Origin of the sequence: Methylosinus sp. R-45379, from assembly GCF_001644125.1 — a bacterium.
Lineage (GTDB): Bacteria > Pseudomonadota > Alphaproteobacteria > Rhizobiales > Beijerinckiaceae > Methylosinus.
On sequence record NZ_LUUM01000013.1, the window covers coordinates 1 to 17582 of the forward strand.

Sequence of the window (17582 nt, forward strand, 5' to 3'; positions counted from 1 at the left end):
GGCCGGTTTCTTTTTGCGCTTCGGGCGCTTCGTGTCCCGGAGCAAGAACGCAGCATTTATATCGCAATGCGATATATGCGGCGTTTGGACGCAGGAGAAATTGTCGCGTCCGCGCCCGAACGCGCATAGAATTTATCCATAGAGTCTCACTCTGGCGGCGGTCTCGCACGAATGAGCTGGGCTGCGGCAAGTCGACGAAATAGCGATTTCAAATCGATTCCTTTTTGCACTAAGAAAAATCGGGACAAGCGAGGGCGAGGCGATCTCGCTCTCTCGAAGCTCGAAGCAAAAAAAAGACGACGCGGCGACCCTAGAGGCGCGCGTGGTCGGGAGGAAGGAAAGCGATGATCGTCCGATCCGTGAGACCGTGTCTATTGGCGCTTGCGCTGTTCTTCGCGTCCTTTGCCGCTACTCCGGCTCGCGCCGGCGGCGACGGACCGGAAGCGATGGTCATGGACAATATGTGCATGGTCATGTTCGGCTATGACATGATCCACATCACGGCCTATGAGGCCGAAGGCGCACGCGATCAATATTGCGACCATATTCCCATCGTCGGCCGGATCATCTTCACTTTCGATATCGCCAATCCGGATTTTCGCGATCTGCCGCTCGAGCTGCGCATCATTCGCGATCCGCTGACGCCGATCTCGGCCAATACGGATCTCGAGCCGCTCACCATCATTCATCTGCCGCCGAAGCTCTACAGGACCGGCACCTTCAATTTCGAGCACAAATTCACCGAAAAGGGTCATTTCATCGGCTATGTGACGCTCACCCGAGCGAATGGCGAGAAAGAGACCCAGCAGTTCAAATTCATGGTCGGCCAGACGCTGTGGTCCTTCGTGCCGCAGGCGCTCGGCGTCGTGCTGATCGCGCTGATGGTCGGCGCTTATTGGCGCCATAGCCACACCAAGCCGAAGGCTGCCGATCCTGCTGATGCGCTGAAGTCGTCGTGAACGCGACCGTCTTGAACGGATGCGGCCGACCGACCAGATCATGATACGAAAAGCAAATAATATGGGAGGAGCGACGATGAAGACGACGTTCGGAGCCGGCCTCGTGGCGGCATTTCTATGCATGAGCGCCGGCGCGGCCTTCGCTCATTCCTTTCTGGTCGACGCTTCTCCGTCGGCGAAGGATCACGTCGCCGCTTCGCCGAAGCTCGTGAAGCTGCGCTTCGGCGGCGGCGTCGAGCCCAATTATTCGACGATCGCGATCCTCGACGCCAATGGCAAGACCGTCGTCGAAGGCGCGAAGGGCGCGCCCGACAAGCCGCGCGAGCTGACGCTCGACGCGCCAGATCTGGCGGCGGGCAAATATGTCGTGAAATATCGCGTTCTCTCCTCGGATGGCCACATCGTCGAGGGGAAATACGAGTTCACGGTGGACGCTCACTAAGTCTGGCTCAGAGCAGCTTTAAAAAATGTCGGGCGGCGCCGATCGGCGGGGCGCCGCGCCGTGCTCGCGAGCGTAACGGAAGTCGAAATCAATGGAATTGGCGACGCTTCGCTTCGTGGAGAGCGTTCTTTCCGCTCTCGCCGTCGGACTATTGCTGCTGCCGCGCCTCGTAGAGGAGGACGGCGAGCGCTTCAAAAAAGCGATCGCGGGCGCCGCGGTCCTGCGCCTGCTGTTCGGCTTCGGCCTCATCGTGGCGACGGCGCGCGCCATCATCCCCGCCGGCCGTCCGGTCGATGCCGACGCGCTGCTGCAGTTCATTTCCGGCACGGTGATCGGAAAGGCCTGGGTGGCGACGCAGATTCTCGCGGCGGTCTTCACTGTCGCGACGCTGGTGCGCCTGCGGATCTCCAATCTCTGGCTCGATCGCGCGACGCTCGCGCTCGGGCTCGCCGTGCTCGCGGTCGTGTCTGTCACTGGCCATGCGGTGGACGACAGCCTGCCGATCTACACGCAGCTGAGCTTCCCCTTCCACACACTGGCGGGCCTCACCTGGATCGGCGGCCTGCTCGGCCTCGTCTACTGGATGTTCACCGGCCGCGGAAAGCCGCCGGAGGTCGCCTGGCGTCTCGCCGAGCGCTGGTCGATGATCGCCAAGGGCGCGATGCTGATCGTGCTGATCAGCGGCCTCATCCTGGCATGGGAGACGGTCGGCAGCTTCGGCTTCATGCTGGCGACGCCCTACGGACGACTGCTCACAGTCAAATTGGCTCTGCTCTGCGCAGCGCTGCTGCTCGCTCTCTCGCTCGCGCGCTATCTGACGCTCGCCGAGTCCAAGAAGGGCTTCGATTTCGCCTGGTACAGCAAGATCGGCGGCATCGAGGGCGCGTGCGCGCTCGGCCTTTTGTTCATCGCAGGCTGGATCGCCACCATCACGCCGGCGGCGCATGAGACGAACGTCTATTGGCCGCTTCCTTTCCGCGTGACTTGGGCCGGCACATGGGGCCTCAAGGTCACGCCCTGGATCGATCCCACTTGGCAATGGGGCGTCGCCGGAGCGGCGCTGGCGGTCGTCGCCGGCCTCGCGTGGTTCGGGCCGGCGCTCGTCGCGGCCGTGGGGCTCACGCCTTTGCCGCAGCTCCGCGATTGGCGAAAATATTCGACCTCGGCGCTGGCGCTGGCGGCGGTGGTCTGCGGCACGGTCTCACTGTCGGTGCAGGCCTATCCAGAGACCTATACCGACCCGCCCATCGCTTACACGGCGGCATCGGTGAAGCGCGGCTATGAGACCTTCCAGGCCAATTGCATCGCCTGTCACGGCGTCACCGGCGAGGGCAATGGACCCATGGCCAAGGGTCTGCGCGTGGCGCCCGCCGATCTCACCGCGCCGCATGTCGCGACGCATACGCTCGGCGATATTTTCCATTGGCTGACCTATGGCGGACAGAGCGGCGTCATGCCGGCCTTCGGCGATGCGGTCACCGAGGACGAGCGCTGGGACCTCATCAATTTTCTCACCGTTCTGTCGAATTCCAACCAGTCGCGCTTCCTGAGTCCCAAGGGCGTCATCCCTTGGCTCGTCGCGCCCAATTTCGCGCTGGACGATCCCAAGGGCGAGATCGACGACCTCGAGAAGCTGCGCGGCGTGCCGACGCTCGTCTCCTTCGCGCGGTGCAAGCCGGAGGATGTGGATTTCGCCGATCGTGTCGCGAGTCTGAAAGTCGCCGCCGAGACGGTGAAGGCGATGGGCGCGCATCATGTCACCGATTATTTCGGCGAATGCCCGAATGATCCGAGCGCGCTGACGCCGAGCCATCCAGACGCCACAGAGCTCACTTATTCTCTCATCAATCATTATCTCGACGAGCCGGTCATCAATGAGATTCCGGAAGGTCATTTTCTGATCGATCGCTCCGGCTATGTTCGAGCCCGCTTCCGCCATTTCGGGACCGACGACGGCGCGGTCTCGCTGCTGAAGGCGCAGATCACGCTGACCGCGAAAGAGCCGATCGTCTATGTCTCGCCGCATCAGCACTGAGCGGCGAAGGAGTTGCGCGCAATTCGTCGCATGGTCGCGATGCGGCGGAACGGGGCCGCGAGAGCCTCGCCGAGAAAAGAGCGACGAATGCAGCCGACGAGCTTTCGTCGGGCAAGTAAGGGAGAACGCACATGATGATCAAGCGGCGTGATCTGTTGGCGGCTGGCGGCGCTCTATTGGGCGGCGCGGCGTGCGGCGTTTTGGCTCCGATGCGCGCGGCGCAGGCTCATGAATATGAGCTCGGCAAGCTGACGATCGAGCATCCCTGGGTGCGTGCGCCCAAGGACGGCGAGACCACTGCCTATTTCTACGCATTCGTCCACAATAAGGGCGGCGCCGACAAGCTCATTGCGGTGAAATCGCCGAACGTCGGCAAGGTTACCTTGCACGCCGACGCCAAGCACACCATCGCGGAAGGCGGCATCGCCATCGCGGCCAATAAGACGACGACGCTCTCGCCCGAAGGCGCGCATGTCGTGCTCGCCGAGGTCAAGAAGATCAACCCCGTCGGCTGGGGCATGGAACTCGTTCTCGTCTTCGAGAAGGCGGGTGAAGTGACGGTCGACGCGGCGGTCGATGCGCCCGACGCCAAGCATGCGCATGACGCCGAGGCGATGCAGCGATGGGAAAAGGCACATCCGGAAGGCGGCACGACGTCTCCGGCCGGCGGCGCTGAAGAGCACCACCACGACCATCACGACCATCACGATCACAAGTCCATGGATATGAAGTGACCCTGGAGACGTAGACGTCTGACGCGCGGTTCGGCCATTGCCGGGCCGCGCTTCTTTATGCTCAGTCGGCCGAATCCAAAGAGAGAAGGCGACCGGAAAAATCGCTCGCGTCGGAGGAGACGGCGGGCGTCGGCGGCGAGCTGCGTGGGGCGTTGAGCGGCAGAGCGAAGCCCAGGATAAAGGCGGCGAGCGCCATTGCCGCGACCAGGAAAAGAGAAACCCTGAATTGACGCCGCGCCGATTCCGGATCGAAGCTATGCGTAAAAGCCGGCTCCATGCGGTTTTCGAACTTATCCACCAACGACATGACGCACCCTCTCCGGGACGCTCCCCCGAACGTCCGACGCGTCGCGACCGCTCCCACGATCGCTCGGCGAATGATAAACGGCGGCGCCGGCCAAAAAGTTTCACGCCTCGAGCAGCGGGCGCCGGTTTTTTTCGCGAGATGAATTTTTTGTGGTCGTCAGGCCGTCGATCGTAGCGACGCAGTGGCGCCTGCGTGGCGAAAACATGCCTCGCGCGAATTTGACAGAATTATCGCGAACAATGCGGCCATTGTGATCGCGCCGAGAGGCAGAGACGTCGCCGTTGCCACGGGGCGCGCCGCGAGCGGAATGATGAAAGCCGCGGTGAGAGCGCTTTTCATATAGGGACCGAAGCCGCGTTCGAGCCCAAAGGAGACGAGCAGCGCGAAGGCGGGCGCGAGCGCCGTCATATCGTAGTCGAGACAATAGGGCGTCGTGAGGAATGTCGCGACGATCGCGCCGGCGGCCTTGGCGCGATAATCGGCGCCGCTGCGCCACAGCCAGACGAGCGCGGCGAGAGTCGTCGCCGTGGCCAGAGTCTGCGCGGCATAGGCCGTCGCTATATCGGCGCCGAGCAGGCGCGCCGCTGCGAAGACGCTCTGGATTTTCGGAAAGCCGGCCGCGCCGCGTTCGACGACGAGATCGCGCGTGACGTCGAGATTCTGAACAAAGGCGATCCAGCTTTCTGGGCCGAAGAAGAAGAGGCTGGCGAGCGTCATCACGAGGAGCGAGGCGGCGGCCGAAGCGAGCGCGCGCCAATGGCCGCCGACGATGAGCGCGACCGGCAGCGCGAGCGCGAATTGCGGCTTATAGGCGAGCAGCGCGAAGCAGAGGCCGGCGAGCGCCGGCCGGCGCGGCAGCGCCAGAAAGCCGAAGCCGAGCAGGGCCGCGGTCAAAAAGCCGTTCTGCCCATGGCCGAGATTGACGAGCGTCGCCGGAAAGGCGAGCGCGAGCAGCGCGACGCGCCCGGGGGGCGCCGCGCCGCCATGCATGAGCGCGAGCACGGCGACGAGATAGAGGGCGAGCGTCGTCATCTGCCAGACGGCGAGCGCTTCGAGATAGGGAAGATGTGCGAGCGCCGTCGCCGGCGCGAGGAAATAGGGCGGGTAATGCCAGCCATAGACGTCGCTGCCGGCGCCGAATTCGGCGCGCTGCTCGGCGATGTGGCGGGCAAGATCAAAGGGCTGTTCCGGATGGCCGCGCAAGGTCTCGCGGCCGGCGACCCACACTTGGCTGAAATCCGTGCCCAGCGGATGGCCATTGGCGTCGAAGCGGCCCTGCGCCGTCATCAGCACGGCGGCGACGCAGCCGACCGAGAGCAGCAGCAGCATCGCCGGATAGACGCGCAGACGCTCTTCGTCGAGCCAATCGCCGCTGCGCAGCTTTTCCCACATGTTCCGCGCCTCTCCACGGCTCGAGGTGAAGCCGAGCGTCGCAATTCTACGGAGGAGAGGTTAAGCGCTTCGTTTCGACGCGGGGGCGGCGGGCTGATTTTCGATTGCCCCGCACGTCCGCCGCGTCTATCTTCGATCTGATTGTGCACCGCACACATGCCCAGAGGAGCTCCCCAAATGGCCTTCATCGCCGACGCTTTGTCACGCGTGAAACCTTCCGCCACGATCGCCGTGACGCAGAAGGCGCGTGACCTCAAAGCGCAGGGCAGGGAGGTCATCTCGCTCTCGGTTGGCGAGCCGGACTTCGACACGCCGACGCATATTTGCGACGCCGCCGTCGAGGCGATCCGCCGCGGCGAGACGCGCTATCCGCCGGTGCTCGGCATTCCGCAGCTGCGCGAGGCGGTGGCCAAGAAGTTCAAGCGCGAGAACGGCCTCGACTACAAGGCCTCGGACGTCATCGTCGCCACCGGCGGCAAGCACATCCTCTTCAACGCCTTTCTGGCGACGATCAATCCCGGCGACGAGGTGATCGTCCCGGCGCCCTATTGGGTCAGCTATCCGGAGATGGTCGCCATTTGCGGCGGAACCACTGTCTTCGTCGACACGACGATGGAGCATGGCTTCAAGCTGCAGGCGGCGGACCTCGAGCGCGCCATTACGCCGCGCACCAAATGGCTGGTGCTGAACTCGCCCTCCAACCCGTCCGGCGCGGCCTATACGCATGACGAGCTCAGCCAAGTCGCCGAAGTGCTGCTGCGCCATCCGCAGGTGCATATTCTCACCGACGACATCTATGAACATCTCGTCTATGGCGATTTCAAATTCGCCACCATCGCGCAGGTCGAGCCCGGCCTGTTCGACCGCACGCTGACGATGAACGGCGTCTCCAAAGCCTATGCGATGACCGGCTGGCGCATCGGCTTCGCCGCCGGCCCGGCGCCGCTCATCAAGGCGATGGATATGCTGCAGGGCCAGCAGACCTCCGGCGCCTGCTCAATCGCGCAATGGGCGGCGCTCGCGGCGCTGGAAGGTCCGCAGGATCATCTCGCCGTGTTCCGCAAAGCGTTCCAGGAGCGGCGCGATCTCGTCGTCTCCATGCTCGGCCAGGCGAAATATCTGCAATGCCCGTCGCCCGAGGGCGCCTTCTATGTCTTCCCCTCCTGCAAGGAGGCGATCGGCCGCAAGACGCCGGAGGGCAAGGTGATCGCGAGCGACGTCGATTTCGTCACCGCTCTGCTGGAGGCGGAGGGCGTCGCCGTGGTGCAGGGCTCGGCCTTCGGCACGGGACCGAATTTCCGCGTCTCCTATGCGGCGTCCAATGCGACGCTCGAGGACGCCTGCACGAAAATTCAGAGGTTCTGCGCGAGCTTGACGTAAATGGCCGAGGCGACAAATCGCGAGCGCGACCTATCGATCCTGCGCTCCGACCTTCGCGCGTTCGAATTGCGCGTGACCGCGAGGCTCGGCGGCCTGACGATCTTCGCGACCGCAATCATCCTCGTGGCGCTTTGGCATTTGCCGCGCGCGCACTGAACTTCTCGACGAGAGGACAGTGAGAAGATTATTTGACGGCGGCGACGCATCGCGCCGCCGCCGTATGAAACTGTCTTACTTCGTCGCGGCCTCGTAGAGCTCCTCGACATATTCCCAGTTCACGAGATGCTCGAGGAAGGCCTTGAGGAAGTCGGCGCGGCGATTGCGGTAGTCGATGTAATAGGCGTGCTCCCACACATCGGCGACCAGCAGCGGCTTGGCGCCGAACACCAGCGGGTTCTCGGCGTTCGGGGTCTTGCGCACGGCGAGCTTGCCGTCCTTGATCTCGAGCCACACCCAGCCCGAGCCGAACTGGCCGAGACCCTGGGTCTGGAACTCTTCCTTGAACTTGTCGACCGAGCCGAAGGACTCGACGATCGCCTTCTCGACCTTGGCGGGAATCGCGCCGCCGCCATTGGGCTTCAGCCACTTCCAATATTCGGAGTGGTTGTAGATCTGCGCCACATTGTTGAAGATCGGCACGTTCTTGCCGTAGGAGGCGACGATGATCTCCTCGATCGGCTTGCCCTCGAACTCGGTGCCTTTGATCAGATTATTGGCGTTGGTGACATAGGTCGCATGATGCTTGTCGTGATGATACTCGAAGGATTCCTTCGACAAATAGGGCTGCAGCGCATCATAGGCGTAGGGAAGGTCGGGAAGGGTGAAGGTCATAATCCTTGCTCCTGACTTGGGTTCGCGAGCGCAGCATTCTCCGCTCGCCTCTACCTAGAACCCGGCAGGGCTCCAAGCAATCTCGCACGACCGCAGTCTAACAATTTTCGTGCAAAGCTCGGACGACAAGCGCATTCCGGGCGCGAAAAAAGCCCGCCCGATCTTCGATCGGACGGGCTGTGGTCGTTTCGCCTGCAAGCTGTGGTCACTCCGCCTGATGGAGGGCGGTCTGCTCCGGCTGCGCTCCGCGCCGCCAAGCCACCAGCCACAGACCGGCGGTCAGTCCGAGGAAGCCGATCCCGTAGAGGACATATTCGATCGTGTTCCACAGGCTGAGCACGCCGACGCGGAAGGGAAAGCGCGAGCTCCACTCATGCCCGTCGCGATCGGCGACGGTGATGATGGCCACATAATTTCCCGCCTCCTTGAAGTCATGCTCGAAGGTCATGGTGGCGTTGTTATGAATCTTCGGCGGCGCGTAGAACTCCGGCGCCGCGGCGTCGCTTCCGTCCTTGACGATGCGCACGCCAATGGCGATGTCGCGTACATCCACGGCCGGGCCGGCAGGCGCAGCGGCCTCCCGATTCTGGGCCATGTAGGAATCCGGCTGGCGACCGGAATCAATGGCCGTGAGCGCGATCACCGTCGGGCCGGTCCGGGCGATGTCGTCGCAGAACTCCTCCGGCTCGCCTTTTCGCTGATAGCCGATGAAATGCACCTTCACCGGACCAACTGTCGTCACGCATTCGTCCTGCTCGAGCTTTACCCCGCCATGCGCGAAAGCAGAACCCGCTGTCGCCAAAGCGAATAGAAAGCTCAGTGCGAATATATTACGCCTCGATGAGCGCGTATCCATGGTTTCGACTCCCCTGAGATAGGCGGATCGTTGCCGACTTTCCTCCTGGAGACATTGGTCTCCATTATTGATGTCTGTATCGGCGTCACCGAATTCCATGTGACGTTACGACGCAGAAATATTGTTTTCTAAAGGGTTGAATATCATCTTTGGGAGCCGGTCACGGCGCGTGCGGCGTTTCTCCACACTCGCGCCGGAATTCTCGCGCGGAATGCGTGCATGGAATGCTTGGCGAAAACCGTCGGCGCGACCCGCGAGCGGGCGTGCTAACAGATGGCGGGCGACGATTCTCGCGCGTGATCTCGTCGCCGGTTGCACGGTCGCCATGCGAGAGGAAGAGGCGGAACATGCGGAGCGTCTGGTTCTTTCGGCTGACGCGTTGGGGCGTCTTGGGGCTCGGCGTCGCGCTCACGACTTGGGGCGTGGCGGCGATGTTCGAAGGCTGGGACAAGATCCAGATCGAGCGCGGCTGGAGCCTGTTCATCTCGGGCGCGGTGGCTCTCTCGGGCGGCGTGGTGACTTTGGCGATCGTCGCCGCTCTGTCGCGTCTCGACCATGCGCTCGCGACATTCGCTCCGCAGGCGGCGCGCATCGCGCCGGCGCCCGTGACTTCTCAGCCGGCCCCCGCGCCGGAGATGGAGCCGCCGCCGGCGATGGCCCCGCCGACCGCCATGGCGCCGCCGCCTGGCTTCGAGGCCTATGCGCCCAAGCGCTATGTCGAGGCGGAGCCGGTCGAGGTCGACCGCTATGAGAATGGCGGCGCGCTCTATGTGATGTTTTCCGACGGCTCGGTCGAGATTCGCGGCGAGGGCCGCGTGCGGCGCTTCTCCTCGCTCTCGGAGCTGCGAGCGCAGGTCAACGCCTGACGCGTCTTAGACCGCCAGTGAGATCGTCACCGGCACATGGTCGGAGGGGCGCGTCCAATTGCGCGCCTCGCGCAGCACATGCATCTGCTCGAGCGCGCCGGAGAGCGCCTCGCTCGCCCAAATGTGATCGAGCCGGCGGCCGCGGTCGGATTTCTCCCAATCCGAGGCGCGATAGCTCCACCACGTATAGAGCTTCTCCTCCTTGGGCACGAAGCGGCGCATGGTGTCGATCCAGCGCCCGGCCTCGACCACGCGGCCGAGCTTCTCCACCTCTATGGCCGTGTGGCTCACCACTTGGAGCAGCGCCTTATGGCTCCAGACGTCCTGCTCCAGCGGCGCGATATTGAGGTCGCCGACCAGCACGACGCGGCCGTCCGTCACGCGGTCGCGCTGAATCCATTCCGCCATCTCGTCCAGAAAATCGAGCTTATGGGCGAATTTCGGATTGATCTCGCGATTGGGCTCGTCGCCGCCGGCCGGCACGTAGAAATTATGGATCGTGACCGGCGCTCCGCCATTGGGGACGCCGACCGACACATGGCGCGCGTCGCCTTTCTCGCAGAAATCGCGCGTCTCCAGCAGCTCCAGCGGCTGTTTCGAGACGATGGCGACGCCGTGATAGCCCTTCTGGCCATTGATGGCGAAATGCTCATAGCCGAGCGCGCGAAAATCCGAATAGGGAAATTCGGCGTTGCGGCACTTGGTCTCCTGCAGGCAGATGACGTCCGGCGCGTGCTCCTTCAAGAATTGCGCGACGATCGGCATGCGCAGGCGCACGGAATTGATGTTCCAGGTGGTGATCTTCATCCGTTTGTCTTCTCGAGAGGGAAAATCCGCGCCGCCATATCGTCAGCCGCCGCTGCTGCGGTCGCCGAACAAGAAAGGCGCCACATCGGCGACGCCGGGCGGCTTTTCGGCGCTGAAGGGCATGGGCCGGCAGACCGCCATGGCCGAGAGGCCGACGCGCGCGGTCAATAGACCGTTGAGCACGCCCTCGCCGAGCTTGGCGGAGAGCTTGGCGGCGATGCCATGGCCGACCACCTGCTGCAGCAGCGAATCGCCGATGGCGAGCCCGCCGGTGATGGCGAGATGCGCGCCGACCGAGCGCGCGAGCTTGAAGAAGCCCAGCATTCCCGGCCGTCCGCCATAGATTTCGGCGATGCGGCGCATCAGCCTTATCGCCTGCGCAGCGACGAACAGCACGTCGAGCAGCGCGCGTGGGCTGACCGTGGTGACGATGGAGACGCGCTTGGAGGCGTCGGCGATCTCGCGCCGCGCCTGCGCGTCCAGCGGATGCGCGAGATGGCGCTCGGCGAGATCGACGAGATCGCGCCCGTCGATGATCTGCTGCGAGAATTCCAGCACCAGCGCGCGCGCCCGGCCGGTTTCGGGGCGGTCCTCATAGAGCTTGCACAGCTCCTTCACATGCTCGCGCGCGGCTTTGATGTCGTCGCGCAGCCGCGCATCGGCGAGGGCGATATGCAGCTTGGCGATGCGATTCTGCCGCGCGATGGCGGCGATCTCCTTGGTCAGCATCGCCGCGGCGGCGACGAGCGCCAGGCCGGCGAGCGCGAGCCCGACAGTTCCAAGCATGGCCGAATGCGCGAAGAGATCCTCGACCAGATTGGTGAGCCACATGCCGCCGGCCAGCGACAGCAGCCCCGCCACGGCCGAGATGAACAATCCGCCCCAGGAGACCAGCATGCTGCGCAGCACGCCGCGCTTCTGCGCGGCCTCGATCGCCTTCTCCTCCTCGACGAAACCGCGCGGCGCCGCCTCGGCCTCGAGCGCGAAGACGTCGATCTGCGCCTCGAAGACGCTGGGCTGGGATCGTTCCGCCTCCAGCGGCTTCGCGCTCTTGGGGGGAACGATCTGCTCGCCGTCGAGGCGGAAGGCGCGCGGGCGCGGTCTGCGTTCTGGTTCCGTCATCTCTGTCGCTTCGATGGCGCTTTCGCCCCGCAGCTTTCTAGCGCATGGCCAACCGCTCCGCCCGTAAAAATTGCCGCCTGCGCCGAGCTCTCGACAGAAATCATCGGGGGCGGGGCCGTCCCGCCCCGGCTCAGGCCGGCGCCCAGGCCTGCCGCGCGGCGAGCTTCTCATTGTGCTCGAGGGCGCGCAGCCGCGCCGGGCGATTCTCCAGGCCGGCCCAATAGGCCTCGAACTCCGGCCGCTTCTCCAGCACGCCGAAGCGCATGCCGAAGCCGATCATCGAGCCGAGATAGACATCGGCCGCGCTGAAGGCATCGCCGGCGATGTAGCGCCGCCCCGCCAGCGCTTTCGCCAGAGTGTCCATCACGGCGGCGTAGGAGCCGTAGCCGAAGCTCCGCTGCCTGTCCGCGGCCGGGTCCCAGCCGACGGAATGATTGCTCATCGCCGGCTCCACGCAGCCGGCGGCGAAGAACAGCCAGCGATAATAGGCGCTGCGCTCGGCCGTCGGCGGCGCGAGGCCGGCCTGCGGAAAGGCGTCGGCGAGATAGGCGCAAATGGCCGCGGCTTCCGTCACCACCTTGTCGCCATGGCGGATCGCCGGCACCTTGCCCATAGGGTTGATGGCGAGGTACTCGGGCGATTTGATCGTGGTCCCATAGTCCTCGATCTCGATGGAATAGGGCGCGCCGATCTCCTCGAGCAGCCAATGCACGATCATGCCGCGCGATTGCGGATTGGTGTAGAAAACGATCTTCGACATGGAATCTCCTTTCGCGGTCGGGGACGCGACACGTCCATAAGCCGACACGCTGTCAGATTCTGTCAGCATCGAGCGCCGCCACTGCTTTTGCAGCGTCTGGCGTCGGCGCGGCGGGCGCTCCTCCAGCATTTCCGCCGCCTCTATGCGATCGGCGCGGAAATGGCGAAAATCGCCTCTCAGCTCGCACCAGGCGACGAGCACGCGGGCGGATTCGAAAAAGCCGAGCGCCACCGGCCAGACGACGCGCCGCGTGCGCGCGCCCTTGCCGTCGGCGTAGGAGATGGCGAACTTGCGCTCCTCGCGCAGCGCGCGACGCAGCAGCTTCAGCTCGGCGACATGCGCGCGCGACCAAGGCGGGCCGACGATCAGCGCGTCGTCCGACGTGCGCGACCGACCTTGCGGGAGAACGGCGGATATTTTCGCCATCGCGCTCTGCGCGGCGCGCGAAAGTCCGTCGTCGGTGCGCTGCGCCACCCATTTGGCGCCGAGCTCCAGCGCCTCGATCTCCTCCTCGGAAAACATCAGCGGCGGCATCAGAAAGCCGGGCCGCAGGACATAGCCGACGCCGGGCTCGCCCTCGATCTCCGCGCCCATCGCCTGCAGCGCGGCGATGTCGCGATAGAGCGTGCGCAAGGAGACGCCGGCCGCGCGCGCGAGCTCGGCGCCGCTGACCGGGCGTCGGCGCTCGCGCAGGAGCTGCAAGAGTTCGAAGAGGCGGCCGGCGCGCGACATGGGTCGCGAAGCTAGCACGGGACGGGGAGCGGATCGCGGCTCTATTCTTTCCGCTGATAGGGCGGCTTGAGCTGGCTCGCCAGCAGCGCGACGAGGCTGGACTGTCGGCCGACGCCGGTTTTGGCGAACACGCTCTTGAGCTGGCTGCGAACGGTCGCGGGCGTCGTGCCCTGACGGCGGGCGATCTGTTCCAGCGACAGGCCCGAGACGATTCCGCTGGCGACGCAAGCCTCGGCGGCGGTGAGATCGAAGAGGCCGCGGATCACCGCGGCGTCGGGCGCATGGCGGAGCGCGACGGGCGCGACCACCAGAAGCGCGCATCCGCCGTCGAATAGATCGCGCGATTCTCCCGCCATCGGAATGAGATGGACGACCGCGGCGTCGCCGTCGCGGCCGCGGGCCGGAAAGGAGCGCGCCGTCGTCGCAGCGAGGCTCGACACATCGGCGAGCGCGCGCCGCAGCATGCCATTGGCGGCGGAGTCGGCGAGAGCGACGCGGTCGTCGGGCAGCCATTTGACATGAGGCGTCATCTTCTCGATGAGCGAATTGGCGGCCAGGGCGCGGCCGCGCGAGTCGAGAGCGGCTGCAGGGAGGCCGATCAGCGACAGCGCCTCGGTGGCGACGCGCAGCCGCTCGAGCCGCCAGCGCGCCGCCAGAAAGCCGGCGCGCGCGAGATGCGGACGAAACGCGTCGAGACGGGCGATATCGGCGGCCGCGAAGGCCGGCTGGCCGACGCGACGGCTGATATGGACCACCACGAAATCCCCCGTGGGCATGGGCATGGCCGTGGCGGCGGCGTGGCGCAACCCATTGGGCGTTCCCCAATGCGTCATCACCGGATCGGCGAGCCATTCCTCCGGCGTGAACACGGTTTCGGCGTCGAGGAAGCCCGCATGGTCGGCGGCGAGCAGTCGAACCGGCGCCTGGCTGCGCGCGCCGGCCGGCGACCGCAGATAATCGTCGACGCCGACCATTGCGGGGGAATGTCGCCAGCCGACCCAGGCGTCGCTTCGGCGCGTGAGAATGATTCCGCCGTCGGCTTCCGCCGTGGCGGCCAGCTCATGCATCGCGAGCGGCCAGAGATCTGGATCGGTGGCGGCGCGATAGATGAGCTCGACGAGGCTTTCGAAATTGATCATGGTCGGCTCGAAAATGAATGTATCGAAATGAGAAACAAAGCTTCGGCGCGTTTCGAAGCAGCTTTCGCGCCAGCGCGCGGCGTCTCGCGCTTCGGCGCCGCTTTTGGCTCGGCTTGCGGCGAGCGGCGGCCTCGACTAGTTTGCGCGCCGCGTTCGGCGAAAGGCGCCGGCCGCGCGGCGCGGGTCTTTCTCCTTGGCGTTTTCTTCTTTTCCAGAACTCGGCGCGCTGGCGGTCGGCTATCTGCTCGGCTCGATCCCCTTCGGCCTGCTGCTGACGCGGCTCGCGGGGACCACCGACATTCGCTCGATCGGCTCCGGCAATATAGGCGCGACCAATGTTCTGCGCACCGGGCGTAAAGATCTCGCCGCTGCGACTCTGCTGCTCGATGCGCTCAAAGGCGTCGCCGCCGCGCTCATCGGCGCGCTGATCGCGCCGGACGGCGCCGTCATCGCTGCGGCGGCCGCCTTTATCGGCCATATCGCGCCTGTCTGGCTGCGCTTTCGCGGCGGCAAGGGCGTCGCGACATTTTTGGGCGCGCTGTTCGGAATCAGCTGGCCGGCGGGCCTCGCTTTCGCGGCCGTCTGGCTGTCGATGGCCGCTCTGTTCCGCTACTCCTCGCTGTCCGCGCTGGCGGCGAGCCTCGCTTCGCCGCTCGTTCTCGCGGCGAGCGGCCATGGCCGTGAGGCCATCGTCTTCGCGGCCATGGCGGCGCTGCTGTGGTGGAAGCATCGCGACAATATTCGCCGCCTGCTCTCCGGCAATGAGAGCCGCATCGGGCAGAAGGCATGAGCGCTTCCTCCTCCGCGACGCGCTTGACGGAGGAGCAGCTCTTTCATTGGCTGCGGCTCATTCGTTCGGAGAATGTCGGGCCGCGCACCTTTCGCCAGCTCGTCAACAGGTTCGGCGGCGCGCAGGCGGCGTTGGAGGCGCTTCCCGATCTGCTCGCGCGTTCCGCCCATGGGCGCATGATCCGCATCGCCGAGCCGGACGATGTGCGCGCCGAGATGGAGCGCTCGGCGAAGCTCGGCGTGCGCTTCGTCTCGCTCGGCGACGCCGATTATCCGCAGCCGCTGCGCGCGATAGAAGCGGCGCCGCCATTGTTGGCGCTGCGCGGCTCGGCGGAAATTCTGTCGCGTCCTTGCGTCGCCATCGTCGGCTCGCGCAATGCGTCTGCAGCGGGGCTCACCTTTGCGGAGCGTCTGGCGCAAGGCCTCGCGCGGGAAAATTACGTCATCGTCTCGGGCCTCGCGCGCGGCGTCGATCTCTCCGCCCATCGCGCCAGCCTCGCGGCGGGAACCATAGCCGTGCTCGCCGGCGGCCATGCGCGGCCCTATCCCAATGAGCATCGCCCCTTGATCGAGGAGATCATCGCGCGCGGCGGCGCGGTGGTCACGGAAATGCCGCTCGAATGGGAGCCGCGCGGGCGCGATTTTCCCCGCCGCAATCGCATCGTCTCGGGCCTGTCGCGCGGCGTCGTGGTCGTGGAGGCGGCGCGCCGCTCCGGCTCGCTCATCACCGCGCGCTTCGCCATGGAGCAGGGCCGCGAGGTGTTCGCCGTTCCCGGCTCGCCGCTCGATCCGCGCGCCGAAGGAACCAATGATCTCCTGCGCCAGGGCGCCACTCTCTGCGCCGGGGCGGACGATGTCACCCGCGCGCTCGCCGCCGGCGCCGGCAGGCAAGGCGATCTCTTCGGCGAAGGGGAGGGCGCGCCCAAGGAGGAGCCGTTCTGGGAAGAGATGGACGATCTCTTCTCGCTGCAGGAGCGGGCGCCGAATTTCATGCATGAGCGCGCCGCTCCCATCGCGCCGCAGCCGGAGATCGCGCCGATCGTCGCCGCGCGGGCGCGAGAGGCGGAGACGGTCGATCCGCTCGCGCGCGTCATGGCGCTGCTCGGGCCGGCGCCGGTCGCCATCGACGATCTCGTGCGCGCCGCTGGTCTCCCTGCGCGCGAGGTCAACGCCGCGCTGCTGGAACTCGATCTCGCCGGGCGGCTCGCGCGCCACGGCGCCAATCTCGTCTCGCTGGCTTGATTTGAGGCTTTATGCGCGGCCGCGCGAGTCGGCGGCGCGCTCACGTGATTTCGTCTCGGCCTCGACGCGCGCCAGATTGAGGAAATAGGCGAGCATGGTGAGATCGGACCGGTCCGCCATCGTCGCCAGCTCGCCCGCCATTTGCGCGATATAGACGGCGAGAGAAGCCGTCGATGCTTCTTGCGCGTCCATCTCGGCGGGGGCTGCTTTTGCGCTCTTCGACATCGGCTCCTCGCATCGGCGCATTGGATGGCGGCGGCGATTCAGATGTTCAACTTACAGTCGTAAAATGCCTCGTCGCCGACAGCTTGTCAACGCGACCGCAGCTATGTCGTCAGGATTTTTTGCCTTGAACGCCATGCCTCTAGAGGCAAAGGCGGACGCCCTCGCAAAGCGGCGCAATACAACTAAAAGTTTTCATATCGAGGCCCCTCCGGCGCGGCGGGAGCGTTAACGGAGGGTTTTTTTTGACGCTCGATGGTCTGGACGGCCGGTAAGCGCGCCTTAGTTTCCCTTCACCTGGGCCGCGCTTCTCTCAGCGGAGCGACGGCGTGATCGGGAATTTTTCAATGAGGCGCGAGTTGAGCGACCGATGAGTTGGGGGACTGATATGTGCGTTGGCTTCTCTTCACCGATCGCGCTCCTCCCGGCGCATCTGGTCGTCTGCGCCGTCGCGTCTACCGTCACTGAATGAACGTCTGCGCCGGCGCGGATCGCGCCGTGACGAAAGGTTCCTGTCGCCCGCTGCGGGCGGCGGGAAAGGGGGGGCGAGAGCCACGAGGAGGCTTGGGTATGAGCAAGGTTGTGAAGTTGTCTCTGCTGGGCGCCGCTGGCGCCGTGATCGGCATCGCCGCGCCGGGCGTCGCTCTGGCCGGTCCGGTCGGAATGGCGAATGTGGCGTCCGTGTCGCTTCCGGCGGCGACGGACGAGGTCCATTATCGTCGCATTCATGCGGGCCGCTCGGCCCATTACTGCCCGCCGCGTCGCATCGAGCACCGCACGGTCTATGTGCGTCGCATCATCGAGCGCCGCACCGCCTACTATCCGATGTATGAGCGTCGCACGGCCTATGTCGCGGCTCCGGTGGCGACGGCTGTCGTCGTGCCGGTCGTCGCGGCCAGCTACGCCTATCCCTCCTATGGATATGGCTATGGCGGCGGCGGCCCGGGCATCATCGGCGCCGGCGCCG

The 17582-nt window shown here is 65.3% G+C and carries 18 protein-coding genes; 9 read left to right on the forward strand and 9 right to left on the reverse strand.

Features of this window, described 5'->3' with window-relative positions; all coding sequences use genetic code 11:
* The first annotated feature begins 344 nt into the window (after positions 1–344).
* From A1351_RS01360 to A1351_RS01375, 4 genes are all read left to right on the forward strand, one after another.
* A complete protein-coding gene (locus tag A1351_RS01360) occupies positions 345–959 on the forward strand; it encodes a hypothetical protein (protein ID WP_024880169.1) in 615 nt (204 codons plus the stop codon).
* A gap of 76 nt (positions 960–1035) precedes the next feature.
* A complete protein-coding gene (locus tag A1351_RS01365; protein WP_064031965.1) occupies positions 1036–1401 on the forward strand; it encodes a copper resistance CopC family protein in 366 nt (121 codons plus the stop codon).
* Between the two features lie 91 nt (positions 1402–1492).
* Positions 1493–3436 carry a c-type cytochrome gene (locus A1351_RS01370; RefSeq protein WP_064031966.1) on the forward strand — a complete coding sequence of 648 codons (1944 nt, stop codon included), beginning with the start codon at positions 1493–1495 and terminating at the stop codon, positions 3434–3436.
* 131 nt (positions 3437–3567) lie between these two features.
* Positions 3568–4170, forward strand: a complete 603-nt coding sequence (locus A1351_RS01375) for a copper chaperone PCu(A)C (protein ID WP_064031967.1) — start codon at positions 3568–3570, stop codon at positions 4168–4170.
* A gap of 61 nt (positions 4171–4231) precedes the next feature.
* On the opposite strand, the gene A1351_RS01380 is transcribed toward A1351_RS01375, so the two are convergent.
* Complete coding sequence (locus tag A1351_RS01380; protein WP_024880165.1) at positions 4232–4477, reverse strand: hypothetical protein; 246 nt, start codon at positions 4475–4477, stop codon at positions 4232–4234.
* A 156-nt stretch (positions 4478–4633) separates the two neighbouring features.
* Positions 4634–5869, reverse strand: a complete 1236-nt coding sequence (locus tag A1351_RS01385; protein WP_064031968.1) for a glycosyltransferase family 87 protein — start codon at positions 5867–5869, stop codon at positions 4634–4636.
* Between the two features lie 177 nt (positions 5870–6046).
* Here A1351_RS01385 and A1351_RS01390 point away from each other — a divergent pair, with 177 nt between their 5' ends.
* Complete coding sequence (locus A1351_RS01390) at positions 6047–7249, forward strand: pyridoxal phosphate-dependent aminotransferase (RefSeq protein WP_026598802.1); 1203 nt, start codon at positions 6047–6049, stop codon at positions 7247–7249.
* Between the two features lie 231 nt (positions 7250–7480).
* Here A1351_RS01390 and A1351_RS01395 read toward each other — a convergent pair whose 3' ends face one another.
* On the reverse strand, positions 7481–8080 hold the full coding sequence (locus A1351_RS01395; protein WP_036290886.1) for a superoxide dismutase: 600 nt from the start codon (positions 8078–8080) through the stop codon (positions 7481–7483).
* 205 nt (positions 8081–8285) lie between these two features.
* Entirely contained in the window at positions 8286–8936 is a 651-nt protein-coding gene (locus tag A1351_RS01400) for a hypothetical protein (protein ID WP_064031969.1), read from the reverse strand.
* A gap of 347 nt (positions 8937–9283) precedes the next feature.
* On the opposite strand from A1351_RS01400, the gene A1351_RS01405 reads away from it, so the two are divergent.
* A complete protein-coding gene (locus A1351_RS01405; protein ID WP_064031970.1) occupies positions 9284–9802 on the forward strand; it encodes a hypothetical protein in 519 nt (172 codons plus the stop codon).
* A 6-nt stretch (positions 9803–9808) separates the two neighbouring features.
* Here the strand turns inward: A1351_RS01405 and xth are convergent, their stop codons facing one another.
* The 4 genes from xth to A1351_RS01425 form a co-directional block, all read right to left on the reverse strand.
* Positions 9809–10609 (reverse strand): exodeoxyribonuclease III, encoded by an 801-nt coding sequence (xth, locus tag A1351_RS01410; RefSeq protein WP_064031971.1) that lies wholly within the window; start codon positions 10607–10609, stop codon positions 9809–9811.
* Positions 10610–10651: 42 nt separating this feature from the next.
* Positions 10652–11731, reverse strand: a complete 1080-nt coding sequence (locus A1351_RS01415) for a YcjF family protein (RefSeq protein ID WP_064031972.1) — start codon at positions 11729–11731, stop codon at positions 10652–10654.
* 130 nt (positions 11732–11861) lie between these two features.
* A complete protein-coding gene (locus A1351_RS01420; protein WP_064031973.1) occupies positions 11862–13223 on the reverse strand; it encodes an HTH domain-containing protein in 1362 nt (453 codons plus the stop codon).
* A 41-nt stretch (positions 13224–13264) separates the two neighbouring features.
* The gene (locus A1351_RS01425) at positions 13265–14362 is read right to left on the reverse strand and encodes a helix-turn-helix transcriptional regulator (protein ID WP_064031974.1); all 1098 of its coding nucleotides are present in this window, start codon (positions 14360–14362) and stop codon (positions 13265–13267) included.
* 193 nt (positions 14363–14555) lie between these two features.
* On the opposite strand from A1351_RS01425, the gene plsY reads away from it, so the two are divergent.
* Complete coding sequence (gene plsY / locus A1351_RS01430) at positions 14556–15152, forward strand: glycerol-3-phosphate 1-O-acyltransferase PlsY (RefSeq protein WP_024880153.1); 597 nt, start codon at positions 14556–14558, stop codon at positions 15150–15152.
* The gene (gene dprA, locus A1351_RS01435; protein WP_024880152.1) at positions 15149–16393 is read left to right on the forward strand and encodes a DNA-processing protein DprA; all 1245 of its coding nucleotides are present in this window, start codon (positions 15149–15151) and stop codon (positions 16391–16393) included. Before plsY ends, dprA begins: the two co-directional genes overlap by 4 nt.
* 9 nt (positions 16394–16402) lie before the next feature.
* On the opposite strand, the gene A1351_RS01440 is transcribed toward dprA, so the two are convergent.
* Positions 16403–16618 (reverse strand): hypothetical protein, encoded by a 216-nt coding sequence (locus A1351_RS01440; RefSeq protein ID WP_245267325.1) that lies wholly within the window; start codon positions 16616–16618, stop codon positions 16403–16405.
* A gap of 567 nt (positions 16619–17185) precedes the next feature.
* On the opposite strand from A1351_RS01440, the gene A1351_RS01445 reads away from it, so the two are divergent.
* On the forward strand, positions 17186–17582 hold a 397-nt coding region (locus A1351_RS01445; protein WP_064031975.1), incomplete at its 3' end, for a hypothetical protein.

What these genes read in the sequence shown, in the direction of transcription:
- A1351_RS01405 (WP_064031970.1), top strand. Translation starts at nt 9,284, where the DNA reads ATGCGGAGCGTCTGGTTCTTTCGGCTGACGCGTTGGGGCGTCTTGGGG.
- A1351_RS01415 (WP_064031972.1), bottom strand. Translation starts at nt 11,731, where the DNA reads ATGACGGAACCAGAACGCAGACCGCGCCCGCGCGCCTTCCGCCTCGAC.
- A1351_RS01385 (WP_064031968.1), bottom strand. Translation starts at nt 5,869, where the DNA reads ATGTGGGAAAAGCTGCGCAGCGGCGATTGGCTCGACGAAGAGCGTCTG.
- A1351_RS01380 (WP_024880165.1), bottom strand. Translation starts at nt 4,477, where the DNA reads ATGTCGTTGGTGGATAAGTTCGAAAACCGCATGGAGCCGGCTTTTACG.
- A1351_RS01390 (WP_026598802.1), top strand. Translation starts at nt 6,047, where the DNA reads ATGGCCTTCATCGCCGACGCTTTGTCACGCGTGAAACCTTCCGCCACG.
- A1351_RS01400 (WP_064031969.1), bottom strand. Translation starts at nt 8,936, where the DNA reads ATGGATACGCGCTCATCGAGGCGTAATATATTCGCACTGAGCTTTCTA.
- xth (WP_064031971.1), bottom strand. Translation starts at nt 10,609, where the DNA reads ATGAAGATCACCACCTGGAACATCAATTCCGTGCGCCTGCGCATGCCG.
- A1351_RS01440 (WP_245267325.1), bottom strand. Translation starts at nt 16,618, where the DNA reads ATGTCGAAGAGCGCAAAAGCAGCCCCCGCCGAGATGGACGCGCAAGAA.
- A1351_RS01365 (WP_064031965.1), top strand. Translation starts at nt 1,036, where the DNA reads ATGAAGACGACGTTCGGAGCCGGCCTCGTGGCGGCATTTCTATGCATG.
- A1351_RS01375 (WP_064031967.1), top strand. Translation starts at nt 3,568, where the DNA reads ATGATGATCAAGCGGCGTGATCTGTTGGCGGCTGGCGGCGCTCTATTG.
- dprA (WP_024880152.1), top strand. Translation starts at nt 15,149, where the DNA reads ATGAGCGCTTCCTCCTCCGCGACGCGCTTGACGGAGGAGCAGCTCTTT.
- A1351_RS01370 (WP_064031966.1), top strand. Translation starts at nt 1,493, where the DNA reads ATGGAATTGGCGACGCTTCGCTTCGTGGAGAGCGTTCTTTCCGCTCTC.
- A1351_RS01420 (WP_064031973.1), bottom strand. Translation starts at nt 13,223, where the DNA reads ATGTCGCGCGCCGGCCGCCTCTTCGAACTCTTGCAGCTCCTGCGCGAG.
- A1351_RS01425 (WP_064031974.1), bottom strand. Translation starts at nt 14,362, where the DNA reads ATGATCAATTTCGAAAGCCTCGTCGAGCTCATCTATCGCGCCGCCACC.
- A1351_RS01360 (WP_024880169.1), top strand. Translation starts at nt 345, where the DNA reads ATGATCGTCCGATCCGTGAGACCGTGTCTATTGGCGCTTGCGCTGTTC.
- A1351_RS01395 (WP_036290886.1), bottom strand. Translation starts at nt 8,080, where the DNA reads ATGACCTTCACCCTTCCCGACCTTCCCTACGCCTATGATGCGCTGCAG.